Consider the following 26143-nt stretch of genomic DNA (forward strand, 5'->3'; position numbering starts at 1 on the left):
CGCATGCCGCGCCGGAACCCGCGCGCCGCCGTGCGTGCGACCTTGCGTGCAACGACCGGCGCAGTTCCCCGCGCGTGCCCGGCGTACGGCGCGCGTTTCATCAACCGACCCGCATTGTGACTGTTGTGTCCCGTCAACTGACGCTCGATCTCGGCACGCCGCCGCCCGCCACGTTCGACAACTTCATCATGAATGAGGAGAACGACGAGCTGATCTCGCGGCTCCAGAAGCTCGACCTCGCGCTCGCGGCGGGGCCCGTGCCGGACCGGTCGTTCTATATCTGGGGCGAGCCCGGCAGCGGCCGCACCCATCTGCTGCAGGCGCTCGTGAGCGACGCATCGTACGGCTACGCACGCTACCTGACGCCGCAGAGCCCGCTCGGCGCGTTCACGTTCGACCCGCGCATCGGCATCTACGCGATCGACGATTGCGACAAGATGAGCGACGCGCAGCAGGTTGCGCTGTTCAACCTGTTCAACGAGGTGCGCGCGCATCCGTCGAGCGCGTTCGTGGCCGCGGGCCCCGCCGCCCCGCTCGCGCTCGACGTGCGCGAGGATCTGCGCACGCGGCTCGGCTGGGGGCTCGTGTTCCATCTGTCGCCGCCGTCTGACGCCGGCAAGATCGCCGTACTGAAACTGGCGGCCAAGGAGCGCGGGATCGCGCTCACCGACGACATCGCCGCGTATCTGCTGACCCATTTCCGCCGCGACATGCCGAGCCTGATGGCGCTGCTCGACGCGCTCGACCGCTTCTCGCTCGAGCAGAAGCGCGCCGTCACGCTGCCGCTGTTGCGCCGGATGCTGGCCCGCCCCGGCGACGACACCGCACCGCCGGGCACAGGCCCGAACCGCTTCGAGTAAAATGCGCTTCCATGACTAATCTGGCACTCTTTGACCTCGATCACACGCTGATCCCGACCGATAGCGACCACGAATGGGGCCGCTTCATGGTGAAGCTCGGCATCGTCGATGCGGAAAGCTTCTCGCGTCAGAACGATCAGTTCTTCGCCGACTACAAGGCCGGCAAGCTCGACATCCACGCATACCTGTGCGCGATGCTCACACCGCTCGCGAAGTATTCGCGCGCGCAGCTGGCCGAATGGCACGAGCAGTACATGCACGAGGTGATCCGCCCTGCGATGACGCCCGCCGCGCTCGAACTCGTGCGCAAGCACATCGATGCCGGCGACCTGTGCTGCGTCGTGACGGCCACCAACGAATTCATCACGCGTCCGATCGCAACCGCGTTCGGCGTCGACACGCTGATCGCGTGCGAGGTCGAAACGACCGACGGGCATCCCGATTCGCCGTACACGGGCCGGCCGACCGGCACGCCGAGCTACCGCGAAGGCAAGATCGTGCGCACCGAAGCATGGCTCGCCTCGCTCGGCAAGCGCTGGGAAGACTTCGAGCACAGCTACTTCTACAGCGACTCGCACAACGACATCCCGTTGCTCGAGAAAGTCACCGACCCGATCGCGACCAACCCCGACGACACGCTGCGCGCGCATGCAAGCGCCCGCGGCTGGCGCATCCTCGATCTCTTCTGAACGTCGTGATCAAAAAATTCATTCGCAAGCTGCTCGGCCAGGACGGCGCCGAACAAACGTCGCCCGCCGAGGCGCCCGCGGCCGCAGCGTCCGCTGCCTCGCGCCCCGCGAAGGGTAGCCGCGGCGGCGCCGCCGCAAAACCGCGCGGCAATCACGAACCGACCGTCGTGCCCGCCAGCGTGCACCGGATCGATCCGTCGCTGATCTCGAAGAACGCGGTGCGCGTGACCGACACGCTGCAGCAGGCGGGCTTCCGTGCGTTCATCGTCGGCGGCGCCGTGCGCGACCTGCTGCTCGGGATCGCGCCGAAGGACTTCGACGTCGCGACCGACGCGACGCCGACCGAAGTGCAGCGCCTGTTCCGCCGCGCGCGCCTGATCGGCCGCCGCTTCCAGATCGTGCACGTGCAGTTCGGCCAGGAATTGATCGAGGTGTCGACGTTCCGCGCACTGGTCGACGCGCCGCCCGATGCGGGCGAGGCCGAGCCGCCGAAGCGCCTGAAGCGCGACGAGCTCGACCGCCGCACACACGCGGTGGATGCGAGCGGCCGCGTGCTGCGCGACAACGTGTGGGGCGAGCAGCATGAAGACGCCGCGCGCCGCGACTTCACGATCAACGCGATGTACTACGACCCGTCGACACAAACGGTGCTCGACTACCACGACGGGATGGCCGACGTGCGTGCACGGCTGTTGCGGATGATCGGCGATCCGGCCACCCGCTATCGCGAGGATCCGGTGCGGATGCTGCGCGTCGTGCGCTTCGCGGCGAAGCTCGGCTTCGAGATCGAACCACATACACGCGAGCCGATCAACGCTCTCGCCGACCTGATCAACAACGTGCCGGCCGCGCGCCTGTTCGACGAAATGCTGAAGCTGCTGCTGTCGGGCCACGCACTGGCGTGCCTGCAGCGGCTGCGCAAGGAAGGGCTGCACCACGGGCTGCTGCCGCTGCTCGACGTCGTGCTCGAGCAGCCGCAGGGCGAGAAGTTCATCACGCTCGCGCTGAACAACACCGACGCGCGCGTGCGCGCCGGCAAGCCGGTGTCGCCGGGCTTCCTGTTCGCGACGCTGCTGTGGCACGACATGCGTCAGCGCTTCGAACAGTACACGGCCGAAGGCGAATTCCCGGTGCCGGCGCTCCATCGCGCGATGGACGACGTGCTCGACATGCAGACGGAGAAGCTGGCGATCCACAAGCGCTACTCGGCCGACATGCGCGAGATCTGGGGCCTGCAGTTGCGCCTCGAGAAACGCTCGGGCCGCAGCGCGATGCGGCTGCTGGAACACCAAAGATTTAGAGCGGGGTATGATTTCCTCCTGTTACGCTGCGAATCCGGCGAGCTTGAAGCAGCTGTCGGCCAGTGGTGGACGGATTTCATCGAAGGCGACGCAGCCGCGCGCGAGGCACTCCTCACGCAGGGCGGCTCGAAGGAAAAATCGCCCCGCAAGCGGCGCCGCCGCGGCGGCGCGCGAAACCGCAAACCGGGCGACGGCGCCGCCGAGCAGGCGCCGGACACCGTGGACGGTTCCGACGACTGACGCGCTCGCCGGCGAACGACGTAGGAAGTGATGCCATGACGGTTGCATATATCGGACTGGGAGCGAATCTCGGCGATGCGCGCCAGACCCTGAAGGACGCGGTGGTGTGCCTCGCGCAGCAGCGCACCATCTCGATCCTCGGCAAGTCGAGCCTGTATCGCACGGCGCCCTTCGAAGCGGGCGGCGACGATTACTACAACTGCGTCGTCAAGCTCGACACGACGCTGTCGGCCCGCGAGCTGCTCGCGCTCTGCCAGAAGATCGAACATCACTTCGGGCGCGAGCGCCCGTATCGCAATGCACCGCGCACGCTCGACCTCGACATCCTGCTGTTCGGCACGGATTCGATCGACGAACCCGACCTGATCGTCCCGCATCCACGCCTCACCGATCGCGCGTTCGCGCTCGTGCCGCTCGTCGAAATCGAGCCGGCGCTCGACATCCCCGCTCGCGGCCGCGCCGACGCATTCCTCGCGGCCGTCGCCGATCAGCGCGTCGAGAAGGTGCAGACCTGCCAATGCCCGATGCAGAAGGCACTTGCCGCCGGCGCCGACGCCGACAAAAACCGCTGCCGATGAACGCCACCCCGCTGACCGTTACCGCGCCCGACCTGCGCGCCCCGCATCGCTACCTGGTGATCGAAGGACCGATCGGCGTCGGCAAGACGACGCTCGCGCGCCTGCTCGCCGAACGCTGGTCGATGCAGACATTGCTTGAACGCCCGCAGGACAATCCGTTCCTCGAACGCTTCTACCGCGACACTGCACGCTATGCGCTGCCCGCGCAGCTGTCGTTCGCGCTGCAGCGCGCCCAGCAGGCGCGCGAACTGATCGGCGCGCTCGACACCGGGCGGCCCGTCGTTGCGGACTTCATGCCGCAGAAGAACGACATCTTCGCGCGGCTGAACCTGCCGGAAGACGAATGGCAGCTGTACCGGTCGATCGCGGCGCACGTCGACGTGCCGCAGGCGCCCGCGCCCGACCTCGTCGTCTATCTGCAGGCGAGCCCCGAGGTGCTGTTCTCGCGCATCCAGAAACGCGGGCTGCCGATGGAGCTGCAGATCAGCGACACGTATCTGCGCTCGCTCGTCGACGCGTACAACGAATTCTTCTATCACTACGACCGCACGCCGGTGCTGACGGTCGCAGCGGAACACCTGAACCCGCTGGATTCCCCCGAAGATCTTGCGCTGCTGATCGAGCGCATCGACACGATGCGCGGCCGCAAGGAATTCTTCGTCAAGGGCGAGACGACGCGCTGACGCGTCCTCGCCCGTCGTTTTCACCCTCGAACCGGATTTCCCCCATGACCTATCTCCAGGAATCGAGCCGGCCTGCCGTCACGGTGCCGAAGCTGCAGGCAATGCGCGAGGCCGGCGAGAAGATCGCGATGCTCACCTGCTACGACGCGAGCTTTTCCGCGCTGCTCGATCGCGCCGGCACCGACGTGCTGCTGATCGGCGATTCGCTCGGCAACGTGCTGCAGGGCCACACGACCACGCTGCCGGTGTCGCTCGACGACATCGCGTACCACACCGCATGCGTCGCGCGAGTGCAGCCGCGCGCGCTCGTCGTCGCCGACCTGCCGTTCGGCACGTACGGTACGCCGGCCGACGCATTCGCGAACGCGGTGAAGTTGATGCGCGCAGGCGCGCAGATGGTCAAGCTCGAAGGCGGCGAATGGCTCGCCGACACGATCCGCTTCCTCGTCGAACGCTCGGTGCCGGTATGCGCGCACCTCGGCCTCACGCCGCAGTCGGTGCATGCGTTCGGCGGTTTCAAGGTGCAGGGCCGCACGGAGGCCGGCGCCGCGCAATTGCTGCGCGATGCGCGAGCGATCGAGGACGCGGGCGCGCAGCTCGTGGTGCTCGAAGCGGTGCCGACACTCGTCGCGTCGGAAGTCACGCACATGCTGAAGATCCCGACGATCGGCATCGGCGCGGGTCTCGAATGCTCGGGCCAGGTGCTGGTGCTGCACGACATGCTGGGCATCTTCCCCGGCAAGCGTCCGCGTTTCGTGAAGGATTTCATGCAGGGCCAGCCGAACATCCAGGCCGCCGTCGAGGCATACGTGAGCGCAGTGAAAGACGGCTCGTTCCCGGGACCGGAACACTCGTTCTGATTGTCGGACGACGGCGCGGCTCGATGCGAAGGCATGAGTCGCTTCCTGTTCGGCAACTCCCGATTACCGGCCAAGTCGCGCGTATTGCGACACGATCGCTATCGTTGCCCGCCCGCTCGGGCACTGCCGCGCGAAACGGCACGGTCCGTCACGACGCGAAGCGGACGCCGCCGAAGATGATCGACCGGAAATGCAAACCGCCGGCGCGCTGACTCCGCGCACGTGGAAGCGACGCGTCGGTCGGCGCCATAACGCCGATGCGTGCCCGATCGTCAAACGCCGAAGACCGCTGGTCAAACGCAGGCCGCAAGCGCGGCGTAGCGGCAACTACGATCCCGCTCTGCCGGATCCGCGAATCAGCTGCGCCGCCATCGGCCCGCGCAACGCGTTGCAGATCATCAGTTCCTGCGCGTTCAGCACTTCATCGAGCGTCAGCACGCGCTCTACCGCGCCCAGTGCCCGATCGTCGAGCAGCACGGCGCGCATCACCCCGGGCAGCACGCCGCACGACAGCGGCGGCGTCGCCCATACACCATCCACTTTCACGAACACGTTCGAGCGGCCGCCTTCGGTTACCTCGCCGCGCTCGTTCACGAACAGCATGTCGAAGCCGCCGAGCGCTTCGGCCGCCTGCCATGCACGGTCGTATTCCGCGCGGCGCGTGGTCTTGTGAAGCAGCAGCGCGTCGTCCGAACGCATCGGCGCGAAGCCGTGCTCCAGCGCGAGCAGCACGCCAACCGGCCCCGCGGGCAGCGGCTTCAGCGGCGCCGCAACGACGTCCATCGTGCCGTCCTTCGCGAGCGACAGCTTCATCCGGTAAGCACCGTCGCCGTCCAGCGCCGCGCAATGCACGTCGATCGTGCTGCGCAACGCGTCGGCGTCGAAGCGGAAACCGAACGCGTCCGCGCTGCGCTGTAGCCGCGCGAGATGGCGGTCGAGATGGCGGATGCGTTCGGCGCACGTCGCGTACGTGGTCTCGAACAGCTGGAAGCCGGGGTCGGCATCGGTCAGGAATCGCGCCTTCAATTCGCACTCCGCGTATTCGTCAGCGGCGACACTGTCGAGCACGATGCCCGCACCGACGCCCATCGTGCCGCGCCATTGGACCGCAACAGCCGGTGCCGCGTCGCGCGCGCAGGTCGTTGCGCCCGCATCGACGCCCGCCGCATCGAGCGTCAGCGTCCGGATCGCGACCGACAGGCAGAAATCGCCGCATCCGGCCGACGTGCCGGCCGCCGTCCTCACCGCATCCGTCGGTGAAGGGGACGAAACGTCCGGCGGCGCATCGAGCCAGCCGATCGCGCCCGTATAGAGCCCGCGCGGCGTCGACTCGATCGCGTCGATCAGCTCCATCGTCTTGTGCTTCGGCGCGCCGGTAATCGATCCGCACGGAAACAGCGCGCGCAGCATCTGCGCGAACGTCGTCCCGTCGCGCCAGCCGGCCTCGACCGTCGACGTCATCTGCCACACCGATGCATACGGCTCGACGGAAAACAGCGCCGGCACCCTCACCGTGCCGGTCCGCGCGATCCGCGACACGTCGTTGCGCAACAGGTCGACGATCATCACGTTTTCCGCGCGGTTCTTCGGATCGTTCGCGAGGAACGCGGCGGCCGCCGCGTCCTCACCCGGCTCGGCCGAGCGCGGCGCGGTGCCCTTCATCGGCCGCGCGCGCAGTACGTCGCCGTGCTTCTCTACGAACAGTTCCGGCGAGCAGGACACGACCCATGCGCCCCCGGGCAGCGCGATCAGCGCGCCATAACGCACGGGCTGACGCGCGCGCAGCCGCCGGTACAGCGCGAGCGGCGTGCCGAACATGTCGAAGTTGAGCCGGTACGTGTAATTGATCTGATACGAATCGCCGACCCGCAGCGCGTCCTGCACCGCGGCGATCGCCGCGTCGAACGCATCGCGCGACACGCTCTTCGCGACGTGCGCGACGCCCGCGACCGACGGCGGGCCGCCGCCGTCCTGCGTTGCGAGCCACGCGTCGACGTCGTCGCGCGACAGGCGTTCGCAACGCGCATACAGCAAAAAGCGCAGCGGGGCATAGCCCGGCTGCGCTCTGTCGAGATTGCGTCCGAATTCGTAATCGCCGACGACGACCGCGTGCAACCCGTCGCGCAGATCCTGCGCCACCGCGGCATCGATTGCGTCGAGCCGTGCCGGATCCGTGCACACGCGTTCGCGCACGAAACCGGAATACAAACGACTCGACCGCGCGGACGCGGTCGAGTCGCAATCGTCCAAGAGCGCGAAGGACGCGCTCTCGTTACCGTCAGTCATGCCGTTGTTACTCGAAGAAGCTCTTCACCCGGTCGAACCAGCTCTTGCTCTGCGGGCTGTGACGCGCGCCGCCTTCGGCCAGCGACTTCTCGAACTGCTTGAGCAGATCGCGCTGCTGGTCGGTCAGCTTCACGGGCGTCTCGACCTGCACGTGGACGTACAGATCGCCCGCGATGCTCGAACGCAGCCCCTTGATGCCCTTGCCGCGCAGCCGGAACGTCTTGCCCGACTGCGTGCCTTCCGGAACCGGGAACGATGCACGGCCGGCCAGCGTCGGCACCTCGATCTCGCCGCCGAGTGCGGCGGTCGTGAACGGGATCGGCATCTGGCAGTGAAGATCGTCGCCGTCGCGCTCGAACACCGAGTGCGGCTTGATGTGGATCTCGACGTACAGGTCGCCGGGCGGCCCGCCGTTGATACCCGGCTCGCCGTTGCCGGCAGAGCGGATCCGCATCCCGTCGTCGATGCCGGCCGGGATCTTCACTTCGAGCGTCTTGGTTTCCTTCACCTTGCCCGAGCCGTGGCAGTGCGCGCACGGTTCCGGGATGTAGGTGCCGGTGCCGTGACACTTCGGGCAGGTCTGCTGGATGCTGAAGAAGCCCTGCGACATGCGCACCGTGCCCTGGCCATGACAGGTGGGGCAGGTTTCGGGCTTCGTGCCCGGCTTCGCGCCGGATCCGTGACAGACTTCGCACGACACCCAGCTCGGCACGCGGATCTGCGTGTCGTAGCCGTGCGCGGCCTGCTCCAGCGTGATTTCCATGCTGTAGCGCAAGTCGGCGCCGCGATACACCTGCGGGCCGCCGCGGCCGCCGCGCGCGGCACCACCCGCCGCCTGGCCGAAGATGTCGCCGAAAATGTCGCCGAACGCGTCCGCGAAGCCGCCGAAACCTTGTGCGCCCGCACCACCCATGTTCGGATCGACGCCCGCGTGGCCGTACTGGTCGTACGCTGCCCGCTTCTGGCTGTCCGACAGCATTTCATAGGCTTCCTTCGCCTCCTTGAAATGCTCTTCCGCATCCTTGTTGTCCGGATTGCGGTCAGGGTGATACTTCATCGCAAGCTTGCGATATGCCTTCTTGATTTCGTCGTCGCTCGCATTCTTCGCGACGCCCAGAACCTCGTAGTAATCCCGTTTCGCCATATCGATTCACTGTGCCGTCGCGCGTCGAGCACGCGGCGGCTCCTTTCGCCCGCAGTAAAGTCTCTCGACTCGTGTGGCGCTGCGCCGTCCGCGGACGGCTCGCGCAGCACCCGCCAAAAAACAAATGTGCCCGGAGGGCCGCGAAGCCCGCCAGGCGTGGAGTCGATCCGGCCATCCGGAAGGAAAGACAGACCGCTGTTCAGCCGCGCCGCGCGCGATTCGCGCGCGGCGTGCGGTGCCATGGCAACGCGGCTTAGTCCTTCTTCACTTCCTTGAACTCGGCGTCGACGACGTCGTCGGCTGCCTGCTGAGCGCCGCCCGCGTGCGCGGCGCCTTCAGCTGCACCCGCCGCGCCGGCCGCACCGGCCTGCTGCGCCTGCATGTCGGCGTACATCTTTTCGCCGAGCTTCTGCGAAGCCTTGCCGAGCTCCTCGACCTTCGCGTCGATCGCCGCCTTGTCGGCCGACGTATCCTTCAGGACGTCCTCGAGCGACTTCAGCGCCGCTTCGATCTTCTCCTTCTCGCCCGCGTCCAGCTTGTCGCCGTACTCGGTGAGCGCCTTCTTCGTGCTGTGGACCAGCGCGTCGCCCTGGTTGCGCGAATCGGCCAGCTCGCGCAGCTTGTGGTCTTCCGCTGCGTTCGCTTCCGCGTCCTTGATCATCTTGTCGATTTCGGCATCGGACAGGCCCGAGTTCGCCTTGATCGTGATCTTGTTTTCCTTGCCGGTCGCCTTGTCCTTCGCGCCGACGTGCAGGATGCCGTTCGCGTCGATGTCGAAGGTCACTTCGATCTGCGGCACGCCGCGCGGTGCGGGCGGAATGCCTTCGAGGTTGAACTCGCCGAGCAGCTTGTTGCCTGCCGCCATTTCGCGTTCGCCCTGGAACACCTTGATCGTCACGGCCGACTGGTTGTCGTCCGCCGTCGAGTACACCTGCGAGTGCTTCGTCGGGATCGTCGTGTTCTTGCTGATCATCTTCGTCATCACGCCGCCGAGCGTCTCGATGCCCAGCGACAGCGGGGTCACGTCAAGCAGCAGCACGTCCTTGCGGTCGCCCGACAACACCTGGCCCTGGATCGCCGCGCCGACTGCGACGGCTTCGTCCGGGTTCACGTCACGGCGCGGATCCTTGCCGAAGAACTCCTTCACCTTCTCCTGCACCTTCGGCATGCGGGTCTGACCGCCGACCAGGATCACGTCGTCGATGTCCGACACCTTGACGCCGGCATCCTTGATCGCGATGCGGCACGGTTCGATCGTGCGCTCGACGAGGTCTTCGACCAGCGCTTCCAGCTTCGCGCGGGTGATCTTCAGGTTCAAGTGCTTCGGACCCGATGCGTCGGCCGTGATGTAAGGCAGGTTGATCTCGGTCTGCTGGCTCGACGACAGCTCGATCTTCGCCTTTTCAGCGGCTTCCTTCAGGCGTTGCAGCGCGAGCACGTCCTTCGACAGGTCGACGCCCTGCTCCTTCTTGAATTCGCCGATGATGTAATCGATGATGCGCTGGTCGAAGTCCTCGCCGCCGAGGAACGTGTCGCCGTTGGTCGACAGCACTTCGAACTGCATTTCGCCGTCGACGTCCGCGATCTCGATGATCGACACGTCGAACGTGCCGCCGCCGAGGTCGTACACGGCAATCTTGCGGTCGCCCTTCTCGGCCTTGTCGAGGCCGAATGCGAGCGCGGCCGCGGTCGGTTCGTTGATGATCCGCTTGACTTCGAGGCCCGCGATGCGGCCGGCGTCCTTGGTCGCCTGGCGCTGGCTGTCGTTGAAGTACGCCGGCACCGTGATCACGGCTTCCGTGACCGGCTCGCCGAGGTAGTCTTCTGCCGTCTTCTTCATCTTGCGCAGCACTTCAGCCGAAACCTGCGGCGGCGCGAGCTTCTCGCCGTGCGCTTCGACCCATGCGTCGCCGTTGTCCGCCTTGATGATCGCGTACGGCATCAGGCCGATGTCCTTCTGGACTTCCTTCTCTTCGAAGCGGCGGCCGATCAGGCGCTTCACCGCGAACAGCGTGTTCTTCGGGTTGGTCACGGACTGACGCTTGGCCGGCGCGCCGACGAGCACTTCGTTATCGTCCATGTACGCGATGATCGACGGCGTCGTACGCGCACCTTCCGAGTTCTCGATGACCTTGACCTGGTTGCCTTCCATGATGGCGACGCACGAGTTCGTGGTGCCGAGGTCAATACCGATGATCTTTCCCATTTTTTCCTAATCTCCAGAAATGCCTGTTTGCTGCGCGAAACCCCGTGTTTTTGGGCAGTTTCGCGCGCCAGAATTCAACTCTGTTCCCGAAATGCGTCCGGCCGAAGCGTTTTCAAGACCCGCCAGGCGATGCGGATATTAAATTTTTTCAATCGCCGCCGGTAGCCGGATCGTATGGACCGCTATCCGCGGACGCGCCTGGGCCAGCCGTCGCGATCTTCGCGCGCGCCGCCGCCGCTGCCGCCTGGAACTGTTCGAGGCCATGCCAGCCGGTCGCGCGGCCCAGCCGCTTGCCGCGGTGGAAGAAAAACCACGTCGGCACGCCGTGCAGCCCGAAGCGGCGCCCCAGCGCGTGGTGTTCGTATACGTTGCAGTGGAACCACTTCAGGTCCAGCGCGCGGATTGCGTCGGGCCGCGCGAGCATCGCTTTCTTCGCGATCTCGCAATTGAAGCAGTCCACGCCCCAGAAAAACACCACGGCGAGCGCATCGCCGGCGCTGGCGATGCCGGCGTCGAACGTGTCGGTCGCGAGCGCCTGCATGTCGAACGCATCGAACGCGGCCGGATCGACGCCGGCGGGAAGCATCGCGGCGACCTTACTTCGGCTGCGCGACCGTGACGAGCGCCGGGCGCAGCACGCGGTCGGCGATCATGTAGCCCTTTTGCAGCACGGTCACGACGGTATTCGGCTCCTGCTCGGCCGGCACCATCGAAATCGCCTGGTGCTGGTGCGGATCGAACTTCTCGCCCACCGGGTTGATCGCGACGACGCGACCCTTCTCGAGCGCGCTCGTCAGCTGGCGCAGCGTCAGCTCGACGCCTTCGCGCACCTTCGCGATGTCGCCGGACGTATCGCTTACCGCCGCCTCGAGGCTATCCAGCACGGGCAGCAGGTGCTCTGCGAAGCTCTCGATGGCGAACTTGTGCGCTTTCGACACGTCTTCCTGCGCGCGGCGGCGGACGTTCTCGGTCTCGGCCTTCGCCCGCAGGTAGCTCTCCTGCAGCTCGGCGACCTTGGCTTGAGCCTCCGCGAGCGCCGCGTCGGCGGCTTCGGCGGCGGGAGCGGCGCCCTGCGCCGCCTGTTGCTCGCTGCCGATGTCTTCGGCCGATTGGGTAGCCGGGTTCTCTTGCGTGTTTTCCATGTCGCTGAAAGTCGATTAGAGGTTGAAGCCAAATCGGCAACCGCCCGGCCATATGACCGGCGGCACCGCACATTGTTAGTGCAAATAAGGGCGAAAACTGCGATTTCAAGAGGGTTATTCGCCGGCATTCCGCAATGCCGCGAAACAACCGCACTGCCCGCGGCCCGATTGCGCGCATTTGCCGCCGATCGGGACGAAACGCCCGGTAACAACGCTTACCTGGCAAGTACTAGCTCCGCACAGGGGGCTGCACTACACTCCACTCAAGCGTCGGAAAAGCGTGTTTACCCGTAGCTTTCCGCCGCCCGACATCCACCTGGCGCCGCATTCACCGTCTTCGAGGCGAGTACCGTGAAATTGACCTTTGCCATATCGGTGGTCGCGCTGGTACTGATTGCCGGCACCACCACCATCTGCCTGTCGGGAGCCGTCACCGACCGCACGACCGAATACGGAAGCGCGCGGGCGACGTTCGACCAGATGTTCAGTTCCCACCAGAAAATCTGTCGATGATGCGCCTGTCGCGCTTGGTCGGCCGGCCGTGCAGCCCGGCCGCCGGTTCCCGATAGGTACGGCGCCGCTCCAGTTCGGCGAGCCGCGCGGCGCGCCCCGCTTCCGTTTCCTCGTAAAGCGTCTGCGCGACGCTCGCGGGCCCGCGCACGTCGCAGATGCCCAGCACGGCAATGTGCCAGACGATACCGTCGATCGCAATCTCGACCTCGTCGCCCACGCGCACGTCCTTTGCGGGCTTGACCGCCGCGCCGCCGATCTTCACGTGGCCCTTGTCGACCGCATCGGACGCGAGCGAACGCGTCTTGAAGAAGCGCGCCGCCCACAACCATTTGTCGATGCGCAGCTTCGCGCCGGGCTCGGTCGAAATCCTGTAGTTCATCGCGTTCAACTCACCGTTTCAGGCTGTGCGGCTTTCACCGGCCAGCCCTGGAGATTCTCCGCGACGATCTCGCCGAGCGCCGCGATCCACGCCGGCGCGCCATTCAGGCACGGAATCCGGTGGAACGACTGGCCGCCGCCGGCGATGAATTCGTCGCGCACCTCCATCCCGATCTCCTCGATCGTCTCCAGACAATCGGCCGTAAAACCGGGACAGAACACATCCGCGCGCCGCACGCCCGCCTCGCCGAGTTCGCGCAGCGTCGGCGCCGTGTACGGCTGCAGCCACTCGGCCTTGCCGAAACGCGACTGGAACGTCACGCGGCATTCGAGCGACGACAGCCCGAGCGCGGCCATCAGCAGCGAGCCCGTCTGCTGGCACTGGTCGTGATATGGGTCGCCGAGGTCGAGGGTGCGTTTCGGCACGCCGTGAAAGCTCAGCACGAGCTTGTCGCCGGCTGCGAAATCGGGCCGGCCATGCTGCGCCCAGTACTGGCGCACCTGTTCGGCGAGCGCGTGGATGTAGGCCGGGTGATCGGCGTAGTGCCGCACCGTGCGCACTTCCGGCTGGTTGCGCATCCGCGCGAGCGCGGCGAACGCGGCATCGAACGCGGTCGCGGTGGTCGACGCCGAGTATTGCGGATACATCGGCATCAACAGCACGCGCTCGACGCCCGCGCGCTTGAACTGCGCGAGCGCGTGCGGGATGTTCGGGCTGCCGTAGCGCATCGCGTAATCGACCTGAACGTGGTAATCGTTCGATGCAAGCAGATGGCGCACGCCTTCGGTCTGGCGCTCGGTGTACACGCGCAGCGGCGAGCCCTCCTGCATCCAGACGGCCGCGTATTTCTTCGCGGACGCGCGGCCGCGCAGCGGCAGGATGAGTGTGCGCAACAGCACCTGCCAGACGACCTGCGGAATCTCGACGACGCGCGGGTCCGACAGAAATTCGGCCAGATAGCGCCGCACCGCGCGCGGTGTCGGGGCGTCGGGCGTGCCGAGGTTGATCAGCAGCACGCCGATACGGTGGGCAGCAGCGACGCTCGAAGGCGGCTCAAGATCGAAACGCATGGGCAGGAACGTGCTCGGAGCACGCAGTCGGACGGCCCTCAATTATAGCGGGCCGTGTCGATGGGGGCGGCTGGCCGTTCGGCCGGCTGGCGGCGCACGCGGTGCCGCGGCACGATGGCGGCACGGTGTCGGCGCCCGGTGCGGCGCGTTACTGCTGGCTCAGCGTGAGCGACAGCAGCCGGGCGGTGATGTCGACGATCGGAATCACGCGGTTGTAAGCCATCCGGGTCGGGCCGATCACGCCGAGCGTGCCGACGATCTTGCCGTTCACCTCGTACGGCGCGGTCACGACGCTCATCTCCTCGATCGGCACGAGCGTCGATTCGCCGCCGATGAAGATCTGCACGCCCTGGGCGTGGCTCGACACGTCGAGCAATTGCAGGAGGCCCGTCTTTTGGTCGAACACGTCGAACAGCTTGCGCAGCCGCGCCATGTCGGACGAGAGGTCCGCCACCTCGAGGAGGTTGCGCTCGCCGGAAATGAGCACCGTATCTTCGGTGTCGGGCACCTCGGTGCTGGCCGTCACGGCCGCATGCATCAGCGTGGTCATGTCGCCGCGCAGCTGGTCGATCTCGTCGCGCAGGCGGCGGCGCACCTCGTCGAACGACAGCCCGGCGAAGTGCGCATTGATGTAGTTCGACGCCTCGGTCAGCTGCGACGGCGAATAGTCGCGCGGCGTCGCGAGCATCCGGTTCTGCACGTCGCCCTCGGGCGTGACGATGATCAACAGGATGCGCTTGTCCGACAAGCGCATGAACTCGATCTGCTTGAACACGTGACTGCGGCGCGGCGTCAGCACGACGCCCGCGAACTGCGACAGGTTCGACAGCACGCTCGCGGCGGCCGCCACCACCCGCTGCTGCGGCTCGCCCGTCTGCAGCGTGCTCTGTACCTGCCGTGCGACGGCCTCGGCGTCGATCGGCGCCTCGACCGTCAGCATCGTGTCGACGAACAGCCGATACCCGCGCGGCGTCGGCACGCGGCCCGCCGAAGTGTGCGGACTCGACACGAGGCCGAGCTCCTCCAGGTCGGACATCACGTTGCGGATCGTCGCCGGGCTCAGTTCCAGCCCGGAGTAACGGGACAACGTGCGCGAGCCGACCGGCTGACCGTCGGCGATATACCGCTCGATCAGGGTTTTCAGGAGGGTTCGTGCGCGAGGATCTAGCATGGTGGAAAATTTTAGCGCAACCGCGCGAGCACGGCGAGTGGCTGCGGCCACAGTCGGGCGGGCCGACCGATCCGGCCCCGTGCGCGCACAGCCGGTTCTTTTCGTCCACGAGCTATGGTGTAATGCCGGCATGAAAACCGGTAATCAGTTCAATACTGTCGCGCTCGTCGGCCGGAGCAACACGCCTGGCATCGCCGAGCCGCTCGCCACGCTGGCTGGCTGCATCGCGAAGCTGGGCTTCGAGGTCGTATTCGAAGCCGATACCGCGCGCGAAATCGGCATCTCCGGCTATCCGGCACTGACGCCGGCGGAAATCGGCGCGCGCGCGGACGTGGCGGTCGTGCTCGGGGGCGACGGCACAATGCTCGGCATCGGCCGCCAGCTCGCGCCGTACAAGACCCCGCTGATCGGGATCAACCACGGGCGGCTCGGTTTCATCACCGACATCGCGGCGGCCGACATGCAGGCACTGGTGCCGGTGATCCTGTCCGGCAAGTTCGAGCGCGAGGAGCGCTCGCTGCTGGAGGCCCGGATCGTGCGCGACGGCGAACCGATCTACCACGCGCTCGCGTTCAACGACGTCGTCGTGAACCGCAGCGGCTTTTCCGGGATGGTCGAGCTGCGCGCGTCGGTCGACGGCCGCTACATGTACAACCAGCGTTCGGACGGCCTGATCGTCGCGACGCCGACGGGCTCGACCGCGTACGCGCTGTCGTCGGCCGGCCCGATCCTGCATCCGCAGCTCCAGGGCATCGTACTGGTGCCGATCGCGCCGCACGCACTGTCGAACCGGCCGATCGTGCTGCCCGACGATTCGAAGATCGCGATCCAGATCGTCGGCGGCCGCGACGTCAACGTGAATTTCGACATGCAGTCGTTCACCGCGCTCGAGCTGAACGACACGATCGAGGTGCGCCGCTCGAAGCACACGGTGCCCTTCCTGCACCCGGTCGGCTACAGCTACTACGCGACGTTGCGCAACAAGCTGCACTGGAACGAGCACGCATCGAACGAAGACGACAAGGCGTCCTGACGCACTACCGCCCGACACCATGCTCCGCCACCTCTCGATTCGCGACTTCGTCATCGTCGCCGCGCTCGATCTCGAATTCGACAGCGGCTTCACCGTCTTTTCCGGCGAAACCGGCGCCGGCAAATCGATCCTGATCGACGCGCTGGCGCTCGCGCTCGGCGAACGCGCCGACGCGAGCGTCGTGCGCGCCGGCTGCGGTCGCGCCGACATCGCCGCCGAATTCACGCCGCACGACCGCGTCGCACGCTGGCTCGACGACCATGCATTCGACGCCGAGGACACCGTGATGCTGCGCCGCGTGATCGACGCGAACGGCCGCTCGCGCGCGTTCATCAACGGCACCAGCGCAACGCTCGCGCAGCTGCGCGAACTCGGCGAGATGCTCGTCGACATCCACGGCCAGCACGCGCACCAGCTGCTGATGCGGCCCGATGCGCAGCGCGAGCTGTTCGACACGCACGCGGGGCTCGTCGCCGATGCCGCGAACGTCGCGCGCGCGTGGCGCGTGTGGCGCGACGCGACGCAGGCGATCGACGCCGCAAAGGCGCACGAGCGCGAGCTGCAGCTCGAACGGGAGAAGCTCGCGTGGCAACTCGCCGAGCTCGACAAGCTCGCGCCGCAGCCCGGCGAATGGGACGAAATCGGCAGCGAGCACAAGCGGCTGTCGCACTCGGCGAATCTGATCGCCGGCGTGCAGGGTGCGCTCAATGCGCTGTCCGAGGCCGACGACGCGATGCTGCCGCAGTTGGGCGCGATCGTGTCGAAACTGCGCAGCCTGGCCGACTATGACTCCGGGCTCGGCGATGCGCTCGCGTCGCTCGAACCGGCCGAGATCCAGCTGCAGGAAGCCGTCTATTCGCTGTCGCACTACGCGCAGCGCCTCGATCTCGATCCGGCCCGGCTCGCCCAGGTCGAAGCGCGTCTCGACGCCCTGCATTCGACCGCCCGCAAGTTCCGCCTGCCGCCCGACACCCTGCACGAGGAACACGCAGCACGCCGCGCCCAGCTCGCCGCGCTCGACGCGGCCGCCGATCTCGGCGCGCTGGAAGCCGCGCAGGCGAAGGCATGGGAAGCGTATCTCGCCGACGCGAAACACCTGTCGAAGGCGCGCGCGCAGGCCGCGAAAGCGCTCGGCACGGCCGTCACGGCCGGCATGCAAGAGCTGTCGATGGCCGGCGGCAGTTTCGAAGTCGCGCTCGTGCCGCTTGCCGACGGCGGTCCGCACGGGCTCGAACAAGTCGAATTCCGCGTCGCCGGGCACCCGGGCGTGCCGCTGAGGCCGCTCGCGAAAGTCGCGTCGGGCGGCGAACTGGCCCGGATCAGCCTCGCGCTTGCAGTGATCGCGAGCGCGGCCAGCCCGACGCCGACGCTGATTTTCGACGAAGTCGACACGGGTATCGGCGGTGGCGTCGCCGAAGTCGTCGGCCGCCTGCTGCACCAGCTCGGGCGCGACCGCCAGGTGCTGTGCGTGACGCATCTGCCGCAGGTCGCGGCGCGCGGCGACCATCACTTCCAGGTCGCGAAAGGCTCCGACGACCGCGGCGGCACCGTATCGTCGGTCATCGCGCTCGACAAGGCGAGCCGCGTCGAGGAAGTCGCGCGGATGCTCGGCGGCCTCGAAATCACGGCCACCACCCGCAAGCACGCGAAGGAAATGCTCGCGGCCTGACACGCGCGCAGCGCGGGCCGTATCCAGCGCGACCGGCGCGTGCACCGGTCTTTTTCGGCCGGCCGGCCGCCGGGGGAGACCACACCCGCCCCGTCCGCCAACGTGGCCGCCGGCGTCGAACGCGCGACTCAAACGCCCGTTTCGCGCGCCCCGAACACGCGTTCCCACAGCGCGGTCACGGCCGCCCGCTCGTCGGCCACCAGCGCCGGATCGACCCGCGCCTTCTCCATCCCGTCGAGTCGCAGCTTGTGCTGCAGTTTCCGGTACGTGCGGTACGCGGCGCCCACCCGCTCGGCCTCGTCCTCCTCCATCAGACCGAACCGTGCGACCTCGCGCAAGAGCGCGATGTTGCCGGTGTTGCGGATCAGCTCGGCATCGCTCGATGCATGCAGGAGCACCCAGTACTGGACGATGAACTCGATGTCGACCATCCCGCCGCGATCGTGCTTCAGGTCGAACAGCTCGGTGTGGTTCGGGTGGCCCGCGAACACCTTGCCGCGCATGTCGACGATTTCGTTCGCGAGCACGGCCGCGTCGCGCGGCGTCGTCAAAACCTGCTGGCGGATCGCCTCGAAGTCCGCGCCGATCTGCGGGTCGCCGGCGCTGTAGCGCGCGCGCGTCAGCGCCTGGTGCTCCCACACCCACGCGGTATTCGCCGCATCGCCCTCGCGCAGCTGGTATCGGCGGAACGCGTCGAGATCGGTCACGAGCAATCCGGCCTCGCCGTTCGGCCGCAGCCGCAGGTCGATGTCGAACAGCGCGCCCGCGCCGGTCGCGGTCGTGAGCCATGTGATCAGCCGGCGCGTAAACGTCGTATAGACGTCCGCGGAGCGCTCGTCGGGGTCGTCGTACAGAAAGATCAGGTCCAGATCCGACGCGTAGCCGAGCTCCTTGCCGCCGAGCTTGCCGTACGCGATCACCGCGAATTTCGGCACGTCGCGGTGACGCTTCGCGAGCTGCGACCAGACCACTTCGATCGTCACGTCGAGCACCGCGTCGGCGAGTTCGGACAGGCGGTCGCTCACGTGCTCGACCGACAGTTGCCCCGCCAGGTCGATCAGCAGGATGCGGAACACCTCCGCGTGCTGCGCATGCCGCAGCAAGTCCATCTGCTGCTCGGGGCCGTCGGCTGCGGCCAGGCGCGCACGCAGCGCATCCTTGAATGCGGGCCAGTCGAACGGGCTCGCGATCGCTTCGTCGTCGAGCAGTTCGTCGAGCAGCTGCGGATGGCGGATCAGGTAGCCGCCGCCCCAGCGCGTCGCGCCGAGCACCGACAGTACACGATCGAGCGCGGCCGGATACTCGGTCAGCAGCGCCAGATAGACGCCGCGCCGGCTGACCGTCTCGAGCAGGTCGAACAACCGCACGATCGTTTCGTCGCGGCGCGCCGCGTCGATGCCCGGCGCGGCCTCGAGCGCGCGCTGCGCGACGCTGTCGAAACGCTGCCGGCTCTTTTCGGGCAGCCCCGCGTAGCGCGACGATTGCCAGATCGCGCGCAGCCGCGCGAGCACGGCAGCCGGATCGGCGAAGCCGAGGCCGTCGAGGCGCGCGAGCAGCGCGTCGTCTTCGCCGTCGTCGGCGAGCGCGCCGCTCCAGATCCACGCGGCGGCCGTGTCCTCGCCGGCCGCGCACGGGCCGCCGTTCACCTTGTCCGCGAAGATTTGATCGAACTGCGCCTCCACGAACGTGCGATGGCCATCGAGCACCGCCATCAGCGCCGCGTAGTCGGCATAGCCGAGCGACGCGGCCAGCACCGCGCGCTCGCCTGGATCGACCGGCATCGCGTGCGTCTGCGCGTCGTCGCGGTACTGCAGCCGGTGCTCGAGCGTGCGCAGGAAGTTGTACGCGTCGGTGAGCCGTTCGCGCACGTCGTCGCCGATCAGCGCGCGCGCCTGCGCGTGGCGCAGCACCGCAAGCGTCGGCCGCACGCGGAATCCCGCATCCTGGCCGCCCCGGATCAGCTGGAACACCTGCGCACTGAATTCGATCTCGCGGATCCCGCCGCGCCCGAGCTTGATGTCGTCGGCCTTGTCGGGCCGCATCGACGCGCGGCGCGCGGCTTCCTGGCGGATCTGCTGGTGCAGCGAACGGATCGCCCCGATTACGCCGAAGTCGAGATAGCGGCGGTAGACGAACGGCTTCACGATTGCCTGGAGCTGCGCTTCGAGCCGCCGCGCGGCGTCGCTGTCACCCTCCGACACGAGCCGCCCCTTGATCCACGCGTAGCGCTCCCACTCGCGCCCCTGCACGTAGAAATATTCCTCGAGCATCCCGAGGCTGCAGACGAGCGGCCCCGAATCGCCGTTCGGGCGCAGCCGCATGTCGACGCGGAACACGTAACCGTCGGCCGTGACCTCGGACAGCACGCCGATCAGGCGTCGGCCGAGCCGCGTGAAGTATTCCTGGGTGGACAGCGGCGAGCGGGCGCCGCCGGCCGTCTCGCCGTCGTCCTCGTAGACGAAGATCAGGTCAATATCTGACGACACGTTCAGCTCGCGGCCACCGAGCTTGCCCATCCCGACCACGCCGAGCACGACGCGCTGGCCGTCGGCGCCGCGCGGCTCGCCGTACATCGCGTCGAGTTCGGCCGACAGCAGCGCGAGCGAGCGCTGCACGGCCACTTCGGCGAGATCCGTCATCGCGCCCGTCACTTCGGCGACATCCGCGACGCCGCGCAAGTCGCGCTCCGCGACCGCACCGAACACTTCGACCCGCAGCTGCCGCAGCGCGCGCTTGAGCTGCTCGTCGCCCGGTGCGGCCGTGCCGGCCGGCGGCGCGAGCAGTTCGGTCAGGCGCGCGTCGAGCTGCGCGCGGGACAGCGGCGCACCGGCCCACGCGGCGATCCGGTCGGACAGCGCCGGACGCGCGGCGGCCGCGCGGGCGAGGTAGCGGGAGTAGGACAGGCTGAGCAGGGAGGAAGCGTCGGTCATCGAAAAGCGGGCCTGGCGGTAAGGGCCGCCGCCGCGGGACGACGCTGCGCGCGCCCCGCCGCCGGCAGGCCCTTGGACTCGGCACGGCAGCGGGGGGCGCGGGTGCGCCGCCGCGCCAACCGCGCGCCGGAAAGCCCGTGCCGTGCTGCCCAACGGCCGCCGGCACGAACCCCTGTGATACATTTCAACGTCAGTCTGCAAAACTACCATATCGCCGCCCTTCCGCCGCATGTCCGACCGTCAGGAATCCGCCGTAGCTGCGCCCGAAGCGGGACCTCCGAAGCACGATCATCCGGTCCTGCGTCGCGTGTTCAGGGTGACGCTGGCAGTCGGGATCGGCGCGTACTTCGTCGCGTCCGGCGCCTTCCTCGGGCTGCGCTACGTGTTGCTGCCCCGCATCGACGAATACCGCCCGCGCATCGAGCGCGCGGTGTCCGACAAGCTGCACGCGCAGTTGTCGATCGGCAAGCTGTCTCCTCACTGGTCCGGCATGCAGCCGGGCGTCGAAGTCGCCAACCTCACCATTCGCGGCCGCGACGGCCAGATCGCGCTGTCGGTCCCGCACGCGACGGCCGCGCTGTCATGGATGTCGCTGCTGCGGCTGTCGCCCGCGCTGTCGAGCCTGATCGTCGACCGCCCGGACCTCGTCGTCGCGCGTGCGGCCGACGGCTCGCTGAGCATCGCGGGCGTCGGCGTCGCGACGACCCACGGCGGCAACGACACATTCGGCACGTGGCTGCTGAAGCAGGAAGCGATCGTGCTGCGCAACGGCACGCTGCGCTGGCGCGACGCGCAGCACGACGCGCCGGAGCTCGCACTGTCGGGCATCCGCCTCGCGGTGCTCAACCACGGCCGCGAGCACAAGGCTGCGCTGCAGGCACCGGCGAACGGCACGCTGCTGCTCGGGCCGCTCGATTTCCGCGCGCGCTTCAGGCACAAGGCGCTCGCGCCGGTCGGCAAGCCGACGAACTGGACCGGCGACGCGTATCTGTCGACCGGCCCTGTCGATCTGCAGACGCTCGGCCGCTACGTGGACTTGCCGCTCACGGTCCATGCAGGCCGCATCGACAACGCGATCTGGGCGACCTTCGAGGATGGCCATCTGCGCTCCGCGGGCGGCGACCTGCAGGGCGCCGACGTCGTGCTGCGCGTGCGGCCGACCCAGCCGCGCCTCGACGTCCCGACGGTCGGCTTCGGCTGGGACATGGCGCTGAACGCCGGCCGCGACTATACGCTGCATCTGACGCGCTTCAACGCGGAGCTCGGTCAGCCGCCGCTGCCGGATGGCACGCCGCTCGCCCGTTCGCTCGCGCTGTCGACGCTGACGGCCCGCTACCGTGTGCCGGCCGCCGACCAGGGGCAGTTGCTGAGCGTGGTCGGCGACCGCGTCGACCTCGGCATCCTCAGCGAATTCATCCGCGGGCTGCCGCTGCCGGCCCGGCTGCGCAACGAACTGATCAAGCTCGACCCGCGCGGGATGGTGTCGAACTATCACATCGAAGTCGAACGTGCGAAGCCGGCGCGGCCCGAACTCGCCGACGAGGAGCGGCGCATGGGCGCCGCGCCGATCGTCCGCTACCGCTTCCTCGGCGATCTGCAGGGCATCAGCGTCGCCGCGCAGGAGCCGCCGCCGGGGCTGTCGCCGCGCGGTCACCCGCGGGCCGGGTGGCCGGGCGTCGAGAATTTGTGGGGCCGCATCGATGCGACCGAGACCGGCGGCAGCGCGCACTTCGACACGGTCAACGCGGCCGTCACGGTGCCCGGCGAATTCGACGAGCCGCGCCTGACTTTCGACCGGCTTCGCGGCAACGCGAAATGGGCGATCACGCCCGCGCCCGGCGACAAGCACGCGCGCGTCGACGTGACGCTGCCCGACCTGTTCGTCTCGAATCCCGACGCCGAAATCGCGGTGTCGGGCTCGTACACGAACCCGGGCCACGGCCGCGGCTCGCTCGACCTGCGCGCGGATTTCACGCGCGCATCGGTGGCGCGCATTCCGCGCTACCTGCCGACCGGGATGTCCGAGCACCTGCGCGATTATCTGGGCCATGCGCTGCAAGACGGCCAGGTGACCAAAGGCGCGTCGATCGTCGCGCGCGGCCCGCTCGAAAAATTCCCGTTCGAACACGAGCCGGACGCCGGCGTGTTCCATATCGTCGCGCCGTTCACCGGCGGGCGCTTCGAGCCGACGCCCTATCCGCCGCGCAAGCTCGCGAACGGCACGCCGAGCGTGTGGCCGGCGCTCGACGGGATCGACGGCGTGTTCGAGCTCGCGCAGAACAAGCTGCGCTTCGACATCGCGCGTGCGCACTACAAGCGCGTCGCGCTGACGAAGGTCACCGGCCGCATCGACGACCTCGGCAATCCGTCGAAGTCGCCGCTCGTCATCGACGGCCATGCGCAAGGCCCGCTCGCCGATCTGATCGACTACGCGGACAACAGCTCGCTCGGCACGATGAGCCAGCACATCGGCCAGCGGATCGACGCGCAGGGGCCGGCGGCGCTCGCGCTCAAGATCACGATCCCGCAGCACGTTCCGCATCCGCACACGCACGTCGAAGGCGCGCTCGCGTTCGGCGGCAACACGCTGTCGACCGACGGCGTGCCGCCGGTGTCCGCGCTGCGCGGCAGCGTGCGCTTCACCGAAGCCGGCGCGTCGCTGCACGACCTGTCGGCGCGCTTCCTCGGCGGCCCGGTGCGCGCGAGCGGCAGCTTCCAGTCGCACGGCCCGTACGCGGTGAACGTAGACGGCAAGCTCGCGGTCGATGCCGCACGCGGCCTGAATCTGCGCGGCGCGGCCGCGGCACTGCTCGAACACGTGGTCGGCGACGCGCCGTACCAGATCGCCGTGCGCGGCGCGCCGGGCCGCCTGCCACAGGTCACCGCACGCTCGGACCTGACGGGCGTCGCGCTGAACTTCCCCGCCCCGTTCGCGAAACCGGCCGGCACGCCGATGCCGTTCCGCTTCACGCTGGAGCCGGCCGCGCAGGCCGACGGCAAGCGGCTCGAACATGCCGACCTGACGCTCGGTCCCGTATCCGCGACCTACCTGCTCGACGCGACGCGCGGCCAGCCGCTGCGCGCGGTGCGCGGCGCGCTGGGCATCCACCGGATGCCCGACCTGCCGCAAGACGGCGTGAGTGCGGCCGTCGACGTCGACGAACTGGACGCCGACGCGTGGCTCGCGCTGGCCCGCACGCTGCAGCCCAACACGCCGCGCGCGCCGGAGCCGCAGGCCACGCCGCGCATCGACGTCGCAAGCTTCACGCCGAAGCGCTTCGCGCTCCACTTCGGCACGCTGAAGCTGCTCAAGCGCAACTGGGAAAACGTGATCATCGGCGCATCGCACGTCGACGAGCTGTGGCAGGCGAACATCGCGTCGAACCAGGTGTCGGGCTACCTGTCGTGGGCGCCGGGCGGCGGCCACAACGGCGCGGGCGTACTGAACGCACGTCTCGCCAAGCTCGTGATCCCGCAAAGCGCGCAGCACGATCTGGTCGGCCGCGCGATGAACCTGCCGACGCCGACCGACCGCCCGATACCGTCGGTCGACCTGATCGTCGACCAGGTCGTCGCGCGCGATCACGACATCGGCCGGCTCGTCGTCAATGCACGCAACATCGACGAGGACGGCGCACCGGTGTGGCAGCTCGACAAGCTCGAACTCGCGAATCCGGCCGCGAAGCTGACGGCAACCGGCAACTGGCGCACGTCGCGCCGCGCACTCGCGCGCGGCGTCGACGAAAACGACGCGCCGCGCCGCAGCGTGTTCGACTTCAAGCTCGACGTCGGCAACGCGGGCGCGCTGCTCGACCGGGTCGGCCTGCCGCGCACGCTCGCGGACGGCCACGGCACGGTGACCGGCAAGGTCGGCTGGCGGGGCGGTCCGACCGCGGTCGATCTGCCGTCGCTCGCCGGGCAGGTCGCGCTCGACCTCGAGCACGGACAGATCCTGAAGGTCGATCCCGGCGCCGCGAAGCTGCTCGGCGTGCTGAGCCTGCAGAGCCTCGCGCGTTTCCTCACGCTGAATTTCCGCGACGTGGTCGGCAAGGGGCTGCCGTTCGACAAGATCACGGGCACGAGCCGGATCTCGAACGGAATCGCGCGCACCGACGACTTTGCGATGACGACCCCGCCCGCGAACGTGACGGTGCGCGGCGCAGTCGACCTCGGCACCGAGACGCAGGACCTGCACGCGCACGTCGCGCCGAAGATCGGCGCCGGCACCGCGGCGATCGCGGCTGCGATCGTCAACCCGCTGCTCGGCATCGGCGTGCTGGCCGCAAACTACGCGCTGTCGGAGACGCTGTCGCATGCATTCGCGCTCGACTATGCGATCACCGGCTCGTGGGCCCATCCGCACATCGAGCGGGTGCGGGGCGATCAGGGTAAGATGAATCACGGTCCGGCCGATGCGGCGAGCCATTGATGCGCACGGCGCCGGGCCGCACCCTATTTATCACGCAACCGATCCTGCGATGACCGATCACACCCGTTCCGCCACGCCTTTTCGGGTGGCCGCGCTGCAGATGGTGAGCACGCCGGACGTCGCGCGCAATCTCGCCGAAGCCGGCCGCCTGATCGCGGAAGCGGCCGGCGACGGCGCCCAGCTCGTGCTGCTGCCCGAGTATTTCTGCTTCATGGGCCACCGGGACACCGACAAGCTCGCGCTTGCCGAACCCTATCGCGACGGCCCGATCCAGCGGTTTCTGGCGGACGCCGCGCAGCGTCACGGCATCTGGGTCATCGGCGGCACGCTGCCGTTGAAGGCGCCGGAACCCGATCGCGTGCTGAACACGACGCTCGTGTTCGACCCGTCCGGCCGCGAGGCCGCTCGCTACGACAAGATCCATCTGTTCAACTTCGAGAAAGGCGACGAATCGTTCGACGAGGCGCGCACGATCCGCGCGGGCAACACCGTCGTTGCATTCGACGCGCCGTTCGGGAAGGTCGGCCTGTCGGTCTGTTACGATCTGCGCTTTCCGGAGCTGTATCGCAGGATGGGCGACTGCGCGCTGATCGTCGTGCCGTCGGCGTTTACGTACACGACCGGCCGCGCGCATTGGGAAATGCTGCTGCGCGCGCGGGCCGTCGAGAACCAGTGTTACGTGCTCGCGGCCGCGCAAGGCGGCAAGCACGAGAACGGCCGGCGCACCTGGGGCCACAGCATGCTGATCGACCCGTGGGGCGAAATCGTCGCGGTCCGCGACGAAGGCGCGAGCGTCGTGATCGGCGCGCTCGATCCGCAGCGCATCGCCGACGTGCGCCAGAGCCTGCCCGCGTGGCGGCACCGCGTGCTGACCTGAGCGCCACCCGCGCGGACGCTTGAAACGCCGCCCGGCCAACCCATCTGCCCAGAACGCACCCGACAACTTTTTGAGACCCTCGA

At 68.1% G+C, this 26143-nt stretch carries 20 protein-coding genes; 11 read left to right on the top strand and 9 right to left on the bottom strand.

Translation table 11 applies throughout. From position 1 onward, the window contains the following. The first annotated feature begins 125 nt into the window (after positions 1 to 125). The 6 genes from hda to panB are packed head-to-tail and all read left to right on the top strand — an operon-like array spanning position 126 to position 5211. Entirely contained in the window at positions 126 to 860 is a 735-nt protein-coding gene (hda, locus tag KDW55_RS19145) for a DnaA regulatory inactivator Hda (RefSeq protein WP_040143483.1), read from the top strand. Between the two features lie 11 nt (positions 861 to 871). Further along, a complete protein-coding gene (locus tag KDW55_RS19150; RefSeq protein WP_040143482.1) occupies positions 872 to 1549 on the top strand; it encodes an HAD family hydrolase in 678 nt (225 codons plus the stop codon). Between the two features lie 5 nt (positions 1550 to 1554). Beyond that, positions 1555 to 3090 (top strand): polynucleotide adenylyltransferase PcnB, encoded by a 1536-nt coding sequence (gene pcnB, locus KDW55_RS19155; RefSeq protein ID WP_212160923.1) that lies wholly within the window; start codon positions 1555 to 1557, stop codon positions 3088 to 3090. A gap of 35 nt (positions 3091 to 3125) precedes the next feature. Further along, the gene (gene folK, locus KDW55_RS19160; RefSeq protein WP_040143481.1) at positions 3126 to 3668 is read left to right on the top strand and encodes a 2-amino-4-hydroxy-6-hydroxymethyldihydropteridine diphosphokinase; all 543 of its coding nucleotides are present in this window, start codon (positions 3126 to 3128) and stop codon (positions 3666 to 3668) included. Continuing rightward, complete coding sequence (locus tag KDW55_RS19165) at positions 3665 to 4351, top strand: deoxynucleoside kinase (RefSeq protein WP_040143480.1); 687 nt, start codon at positions 3665 to 3667, stop codon at positions 4349 to 4351. Before folK ends, KDW55_RS19165 begins: the two co-directional genes overlap by 4 nt. A gap of 44 nt (positions 4352 to 4395) precedes the next feature. After that, positions 4396 to 5211 carry a 3-methyl-2-oxobutanoate hydroxymethyltransferase gene (panB, locus tag KDW55_RS19170; protein ID WP_040143479.1) on the top strand — a complete coding sequence of 272 codons (816 nt, stop codon included), beginning with the start codon at positions 4396 to 4398 and terminating at the stop codon, positions 5209 to 5211. A 327-nt stretch (positions 5212 to 5538) separates the two neighbouring features. Here the strand turns inward: panB and KDW55_RS19175 are convergent, their stop codons facing one another. The 5 genes from KDW55_RS19175 to grpE form a co-directional block, all read right to left on the bottom strand. Beyond that, entirely contained in the window at positions 5539 to 7497 is a 1959-nt protein-coding gene (locus KDW55_RS19175) for a bifunctional anthranilate synthase component I family protein/class IV aminotransferase (RefSeq protein ID WP_212160922.1), read from the bottom strand. 7 nt (positions 7498 to 7504) lie between these two features. Beyond that, positions 7505 to 8641 (bottom strand): molecular chaperone DnaJ, encoded by a 1137-nt coding sequence (gene dnaJ, locus KDW55_RS19180; protein ID WP_040143477.1) that lies wholly within the window; start codon positions 8639 to 8641, stop codon positions 7505 to 7507. Positions 8642 to 8894: 253 nt separating this feature from the next. Beyond that, positions 8895 to 10847, bottom strand: a complete 1953-nt coding sequence (dnaK, locus tag KDW55_RS19185) for a molecular chaperone DnaK (protein WP_151064479.1) — start codon at positions 10845 to 10847, stop codon at positions 8895 to 8897. A gap of 148 nt (positions 10848 to 10995) precedes the next feature. After that, entirely contained in the window at positions 10996 to 11433 is a 438-nt protein-coding gene (locus tag KDW55_RS19190; RefSeq protein ID WP_212160920.1) for a thioredoxin family protein, read from the bottom strand. A 10-nt stretch (positions 11434 to 11443) separates the two neighbouring features. Beyond that, a complete protein-coding gene (gene grpE / locus KDW55_RS19195; RefSeq protein WP_040143474.1) occupies positions 11444 to 11989 on the bottom strand; it encodes a nucleotide exchange factor GrpE in 546 nt (181 codons plus the stop codon). 351 nt (positions 11990 to 12340) lie between these two features. On the opposite strand from grpE, the gene KDW55_RS19200 reads away from it, so the two are divergent. Then, the gene (locus tag KDW55_RS19200; RefSeq protein ID WP_006476841.1) at positions 12341 to 12502 is read left to right on the top strand and encodes a hypothetical protein; all 162 of its coding nucleotides are present in this window, start codon (positions 12341 to 12343) and stop codon (positions 12500 to 12502) included. On the opposite strand, the gene KDW55_RS19205 is transcribed toward KDW55_RS19200, so the two are convergent. From KDW55_RS19205 to hrcA, 3 genes are all read right to left on the bottom strand, one after another. Continuing rightward, the gene (locus tag KDW55_RS19205) at positions 12474 to 12881 is read right to left on the bottom strand and encodes an RNA-binding S4 domain-containing protein (protein ID WP_209824958.1); all 408 of its coding nucleotides are present in this window, start codon (positions 12879 to 12881) and stop codon (positions 12474 to 12476) included. The genes KDW55_RS19200 and KDW55_RS19205 overlap by 29 nt on opposite strands. 5 nt (positions 12882 to 12886) lie before the next feature. Beyond that, positions 12887 to 13951 carry a ferrochelatase gene (gene hemH / locus KDW55_RS19210; protein WP_040143472.1) on the bottom strand — a complete coding sequence of 355 codons (1065 nt, stop codon included), beginning with the start codon at positions 13949 to 13951 and terminating at the stop codon, positions 12887 to 12889. Between the two features lie 148 nt (positions 13952 to 14099). Beyond that, a complete protein-coding gene (hrcA, locus tag KDW55_RS19215; protein ID WP_040143471.1) occupies positions 14100 to 15122 on the bottom strand; it encodes a heat-inducible transcriptional repressor HrcA in 1023 nt (340 codons plus the stop codon). A 130-nt stretch (positions 15123 to 15252) separates the two neighbouring features. Between hrcA and KDW55_RS19220 the strand changes: the two genes are divergently transcribed. Together KDW55_RS19220 and recN are read left to right on the top strand one after the other, a co-directional pair. Continuing rightward, positions 15253 to 16155: an NAD kinase gene (locus tag KDW55_RS19220; RefSeq protein WP_040143470.1), complete on the top strand. Its 903-nt coding sequence runs from the start codon at positions 15253 to 15255 to the stop codon at positions 16153 to 16155. 19 nt (positions 16156 to 16174) lie between these two features. Next, on the top strand, positions 16175 to 17824 hold the full coding sequence (gene recN, locus KDW55_RS19225) for a DNA repair protein RecN (protein ID WP_209824956.1): 1650 nt from the start codon (positions 16175 to 16177) through the stop codon (positions 17822 to 17824). Positions 17825 to 17952: 128 nt separating this feature from the next. On the opposite strand, the gene glnE is transcribed toward recN, so the two are convergent. Beyond that, positions 17953 to 20754, bottom strand: coding sequence for a bifunctional [glutamate--ammonia ligase]-adenylyl-L-tyrosine phosphorylase/[glutamate--ammonia-ligase] adenylyltransferase (gene glnE, locus KDW55_RS19230; RefSeq protein ID WP_209824955.1), 2802 nt, complete (start codon positions 20752 to 20754; stop codon positions 17953 to 17955). 229 nt (positions 20755 to 20983) lie between these two features. Here glnE and KDW55_RS19235 point away from each other — a divergent pair, with 229 nt between their 5' ends. Then, a complete protein-coding gene (locus KDW55_RS19235) occupies positions 20984 to 25183 on the top strand; it encodes a YhdP family protein (RefSeq protein ID WP_209824953.1) in 4200 nt (1399 codons plus the stop codon). Between the two features lie 49 nt (positions 25184 to 25232). Continuing rightward, a complete protein-coding gene (locus KDW55_RS19240; protein ID WP_059547793.1) occupies positions 25233 to 26060 on the top strand; it encodes a carbon-nitrogen hydrolase family protein in 828 nt (275 codons plus the stop codon). Positions 26061 to 26143: the final 83 nt, after the last annotated feature.

Source organism: Burkholderia sp. AU19243 (genome assembly GCF_018148075.1).
In the GTDB taxonomy this organism is placed as follows: Bacteria; Pseudomonadota; Gammaproteobacteria; order Burkholderiales; family Burkholderiaceae; genus Burkholderia; species Burkholderia latens_A.

What these genes read in the sequence shown, in the direction of transcription:
- KDW55_RS19150 (WP_040143482.1), top strand. Translation starts at nt 872, where the DNA reads ATGACTAATCTGGCACTCTTTGACCTCGATCACACGCTGATCCCGACC.
- folK (WP_040143481.1), top strand. Translation starts at nt 3,126, where the DNA reads ATGACGGTTGCATATATCGGACTGGGAGCGAATCTCGGCGATGCGCGC.
- KDW55_RS19165 (WP_040143480.1), top strand. Translation starts at nt 3,665, where the DNA reads ATGAACGCCACCCCGCTGACCGTTACCGCGCCCGACCTGCGCGCCCCG.
- panB (WP_040143479.1), top strand. Translation starts at nt 4,396, where the DNA reads ATGACCTATCTCCAGGAATCGAGCCGGCCTGCCGTCACGGTGCCGAAG.
- KDW55_RS19175 (WP_212160922.1), bottom strand. Translation starts at nt 7,497, where the DNA reads ATGACTGACGGTAACGAGAGCGCGTCCTTCGCGCTCTTGGACGATTGC.
- dnaJ (WP_040143477.1), bottom strand. Translation starts at nt 8,641, where the DNA reads ATGGCGAAACGGGATTACTACGAGGTTCTGGGCGTCGCGAAGAATGCG.
- dnaK (WP_151064479.1), bottom strand. Translation starts at nt 10,847, where the DNA reads ATGGGAAAGATCATCGGTATTGACCTCGGCACCACGAACTCGTGCGTC.
- KDW55_RS19190 (WP_212160920.1), bottom strand. Translation starts at nt 11,433, where the DNA reads ATGCTTCCCGCCGGCGTCGATCCGGCCGCGTTCGATGCGTTCGACATG.
- grpE (WP_040143474.1), bottom strand. Translation starts at nt 11,989, where the DNA reads ATGGAAAACACGCAAGAGAACCCGGCTACCCAATCGGCCGAAGACATC.
- KDW55_RS19205 (WP_209824958.1), bottom strand. Translation starts at nt 12,881, where the DNA reads ATGAACTACAGGATTTCGACCGAGCCCGGCGCGAAGCTGCGCATCGAC.
- hemH (WP_040143472.1), bottom strand. Translation starts at nt 13,951, where the DNA reads ATGCGTTTCGATCTTGAGCCGCCTTCGAGCGTCGCTGCTGCCCACCGT.
- hrcA (WP_040143471.1), bottom strand. Translation starts at nt 15,122, where the DNA reads ATGCTAGATCCTCGCGCACGAACCCTCCTGAAAACCCTGATCGAGCGG.
- KDW55_RS19220 (WP_040143470.1), top strand. Translation starts at nt 15,253, where the DNA reads ATGAAAACCGGTAATCAGTTCAATACTGTCGCGCTCGTCGGCCGGAGC.
- recN (WP_209824956.1), top strand. Translation starts at nt 16,175, where the DNA reads ATGCTCCGCCACCTCTCGATTCGCGACTTCGTCATCGTCGCCGCGCTC.
- glnE (WP_209824955.1), bottom strand. Translation starts at nt 20,754, where the DNA reads ATGACCGACGCTTCCTCCCTGCTCAGCCTGTCCTACTCCCGCTACCTC.
- KDW55_RS19235 (WP_209824953.1), top strand. Translation starts at nt 20,984, where the DNA reads ATGTCCGACCGTCAGGAATCCGCCGTAGCTGCGCCCGAAGCGGGACCT.
- KDW55_RS19240 (WP_059547793.1), top strand. Translation starts at nt 25,233, where the DNA reads ATGACCGATCACACCCGTTCCGCCACGCCTTTTCGGGTGGCCGCGCTG.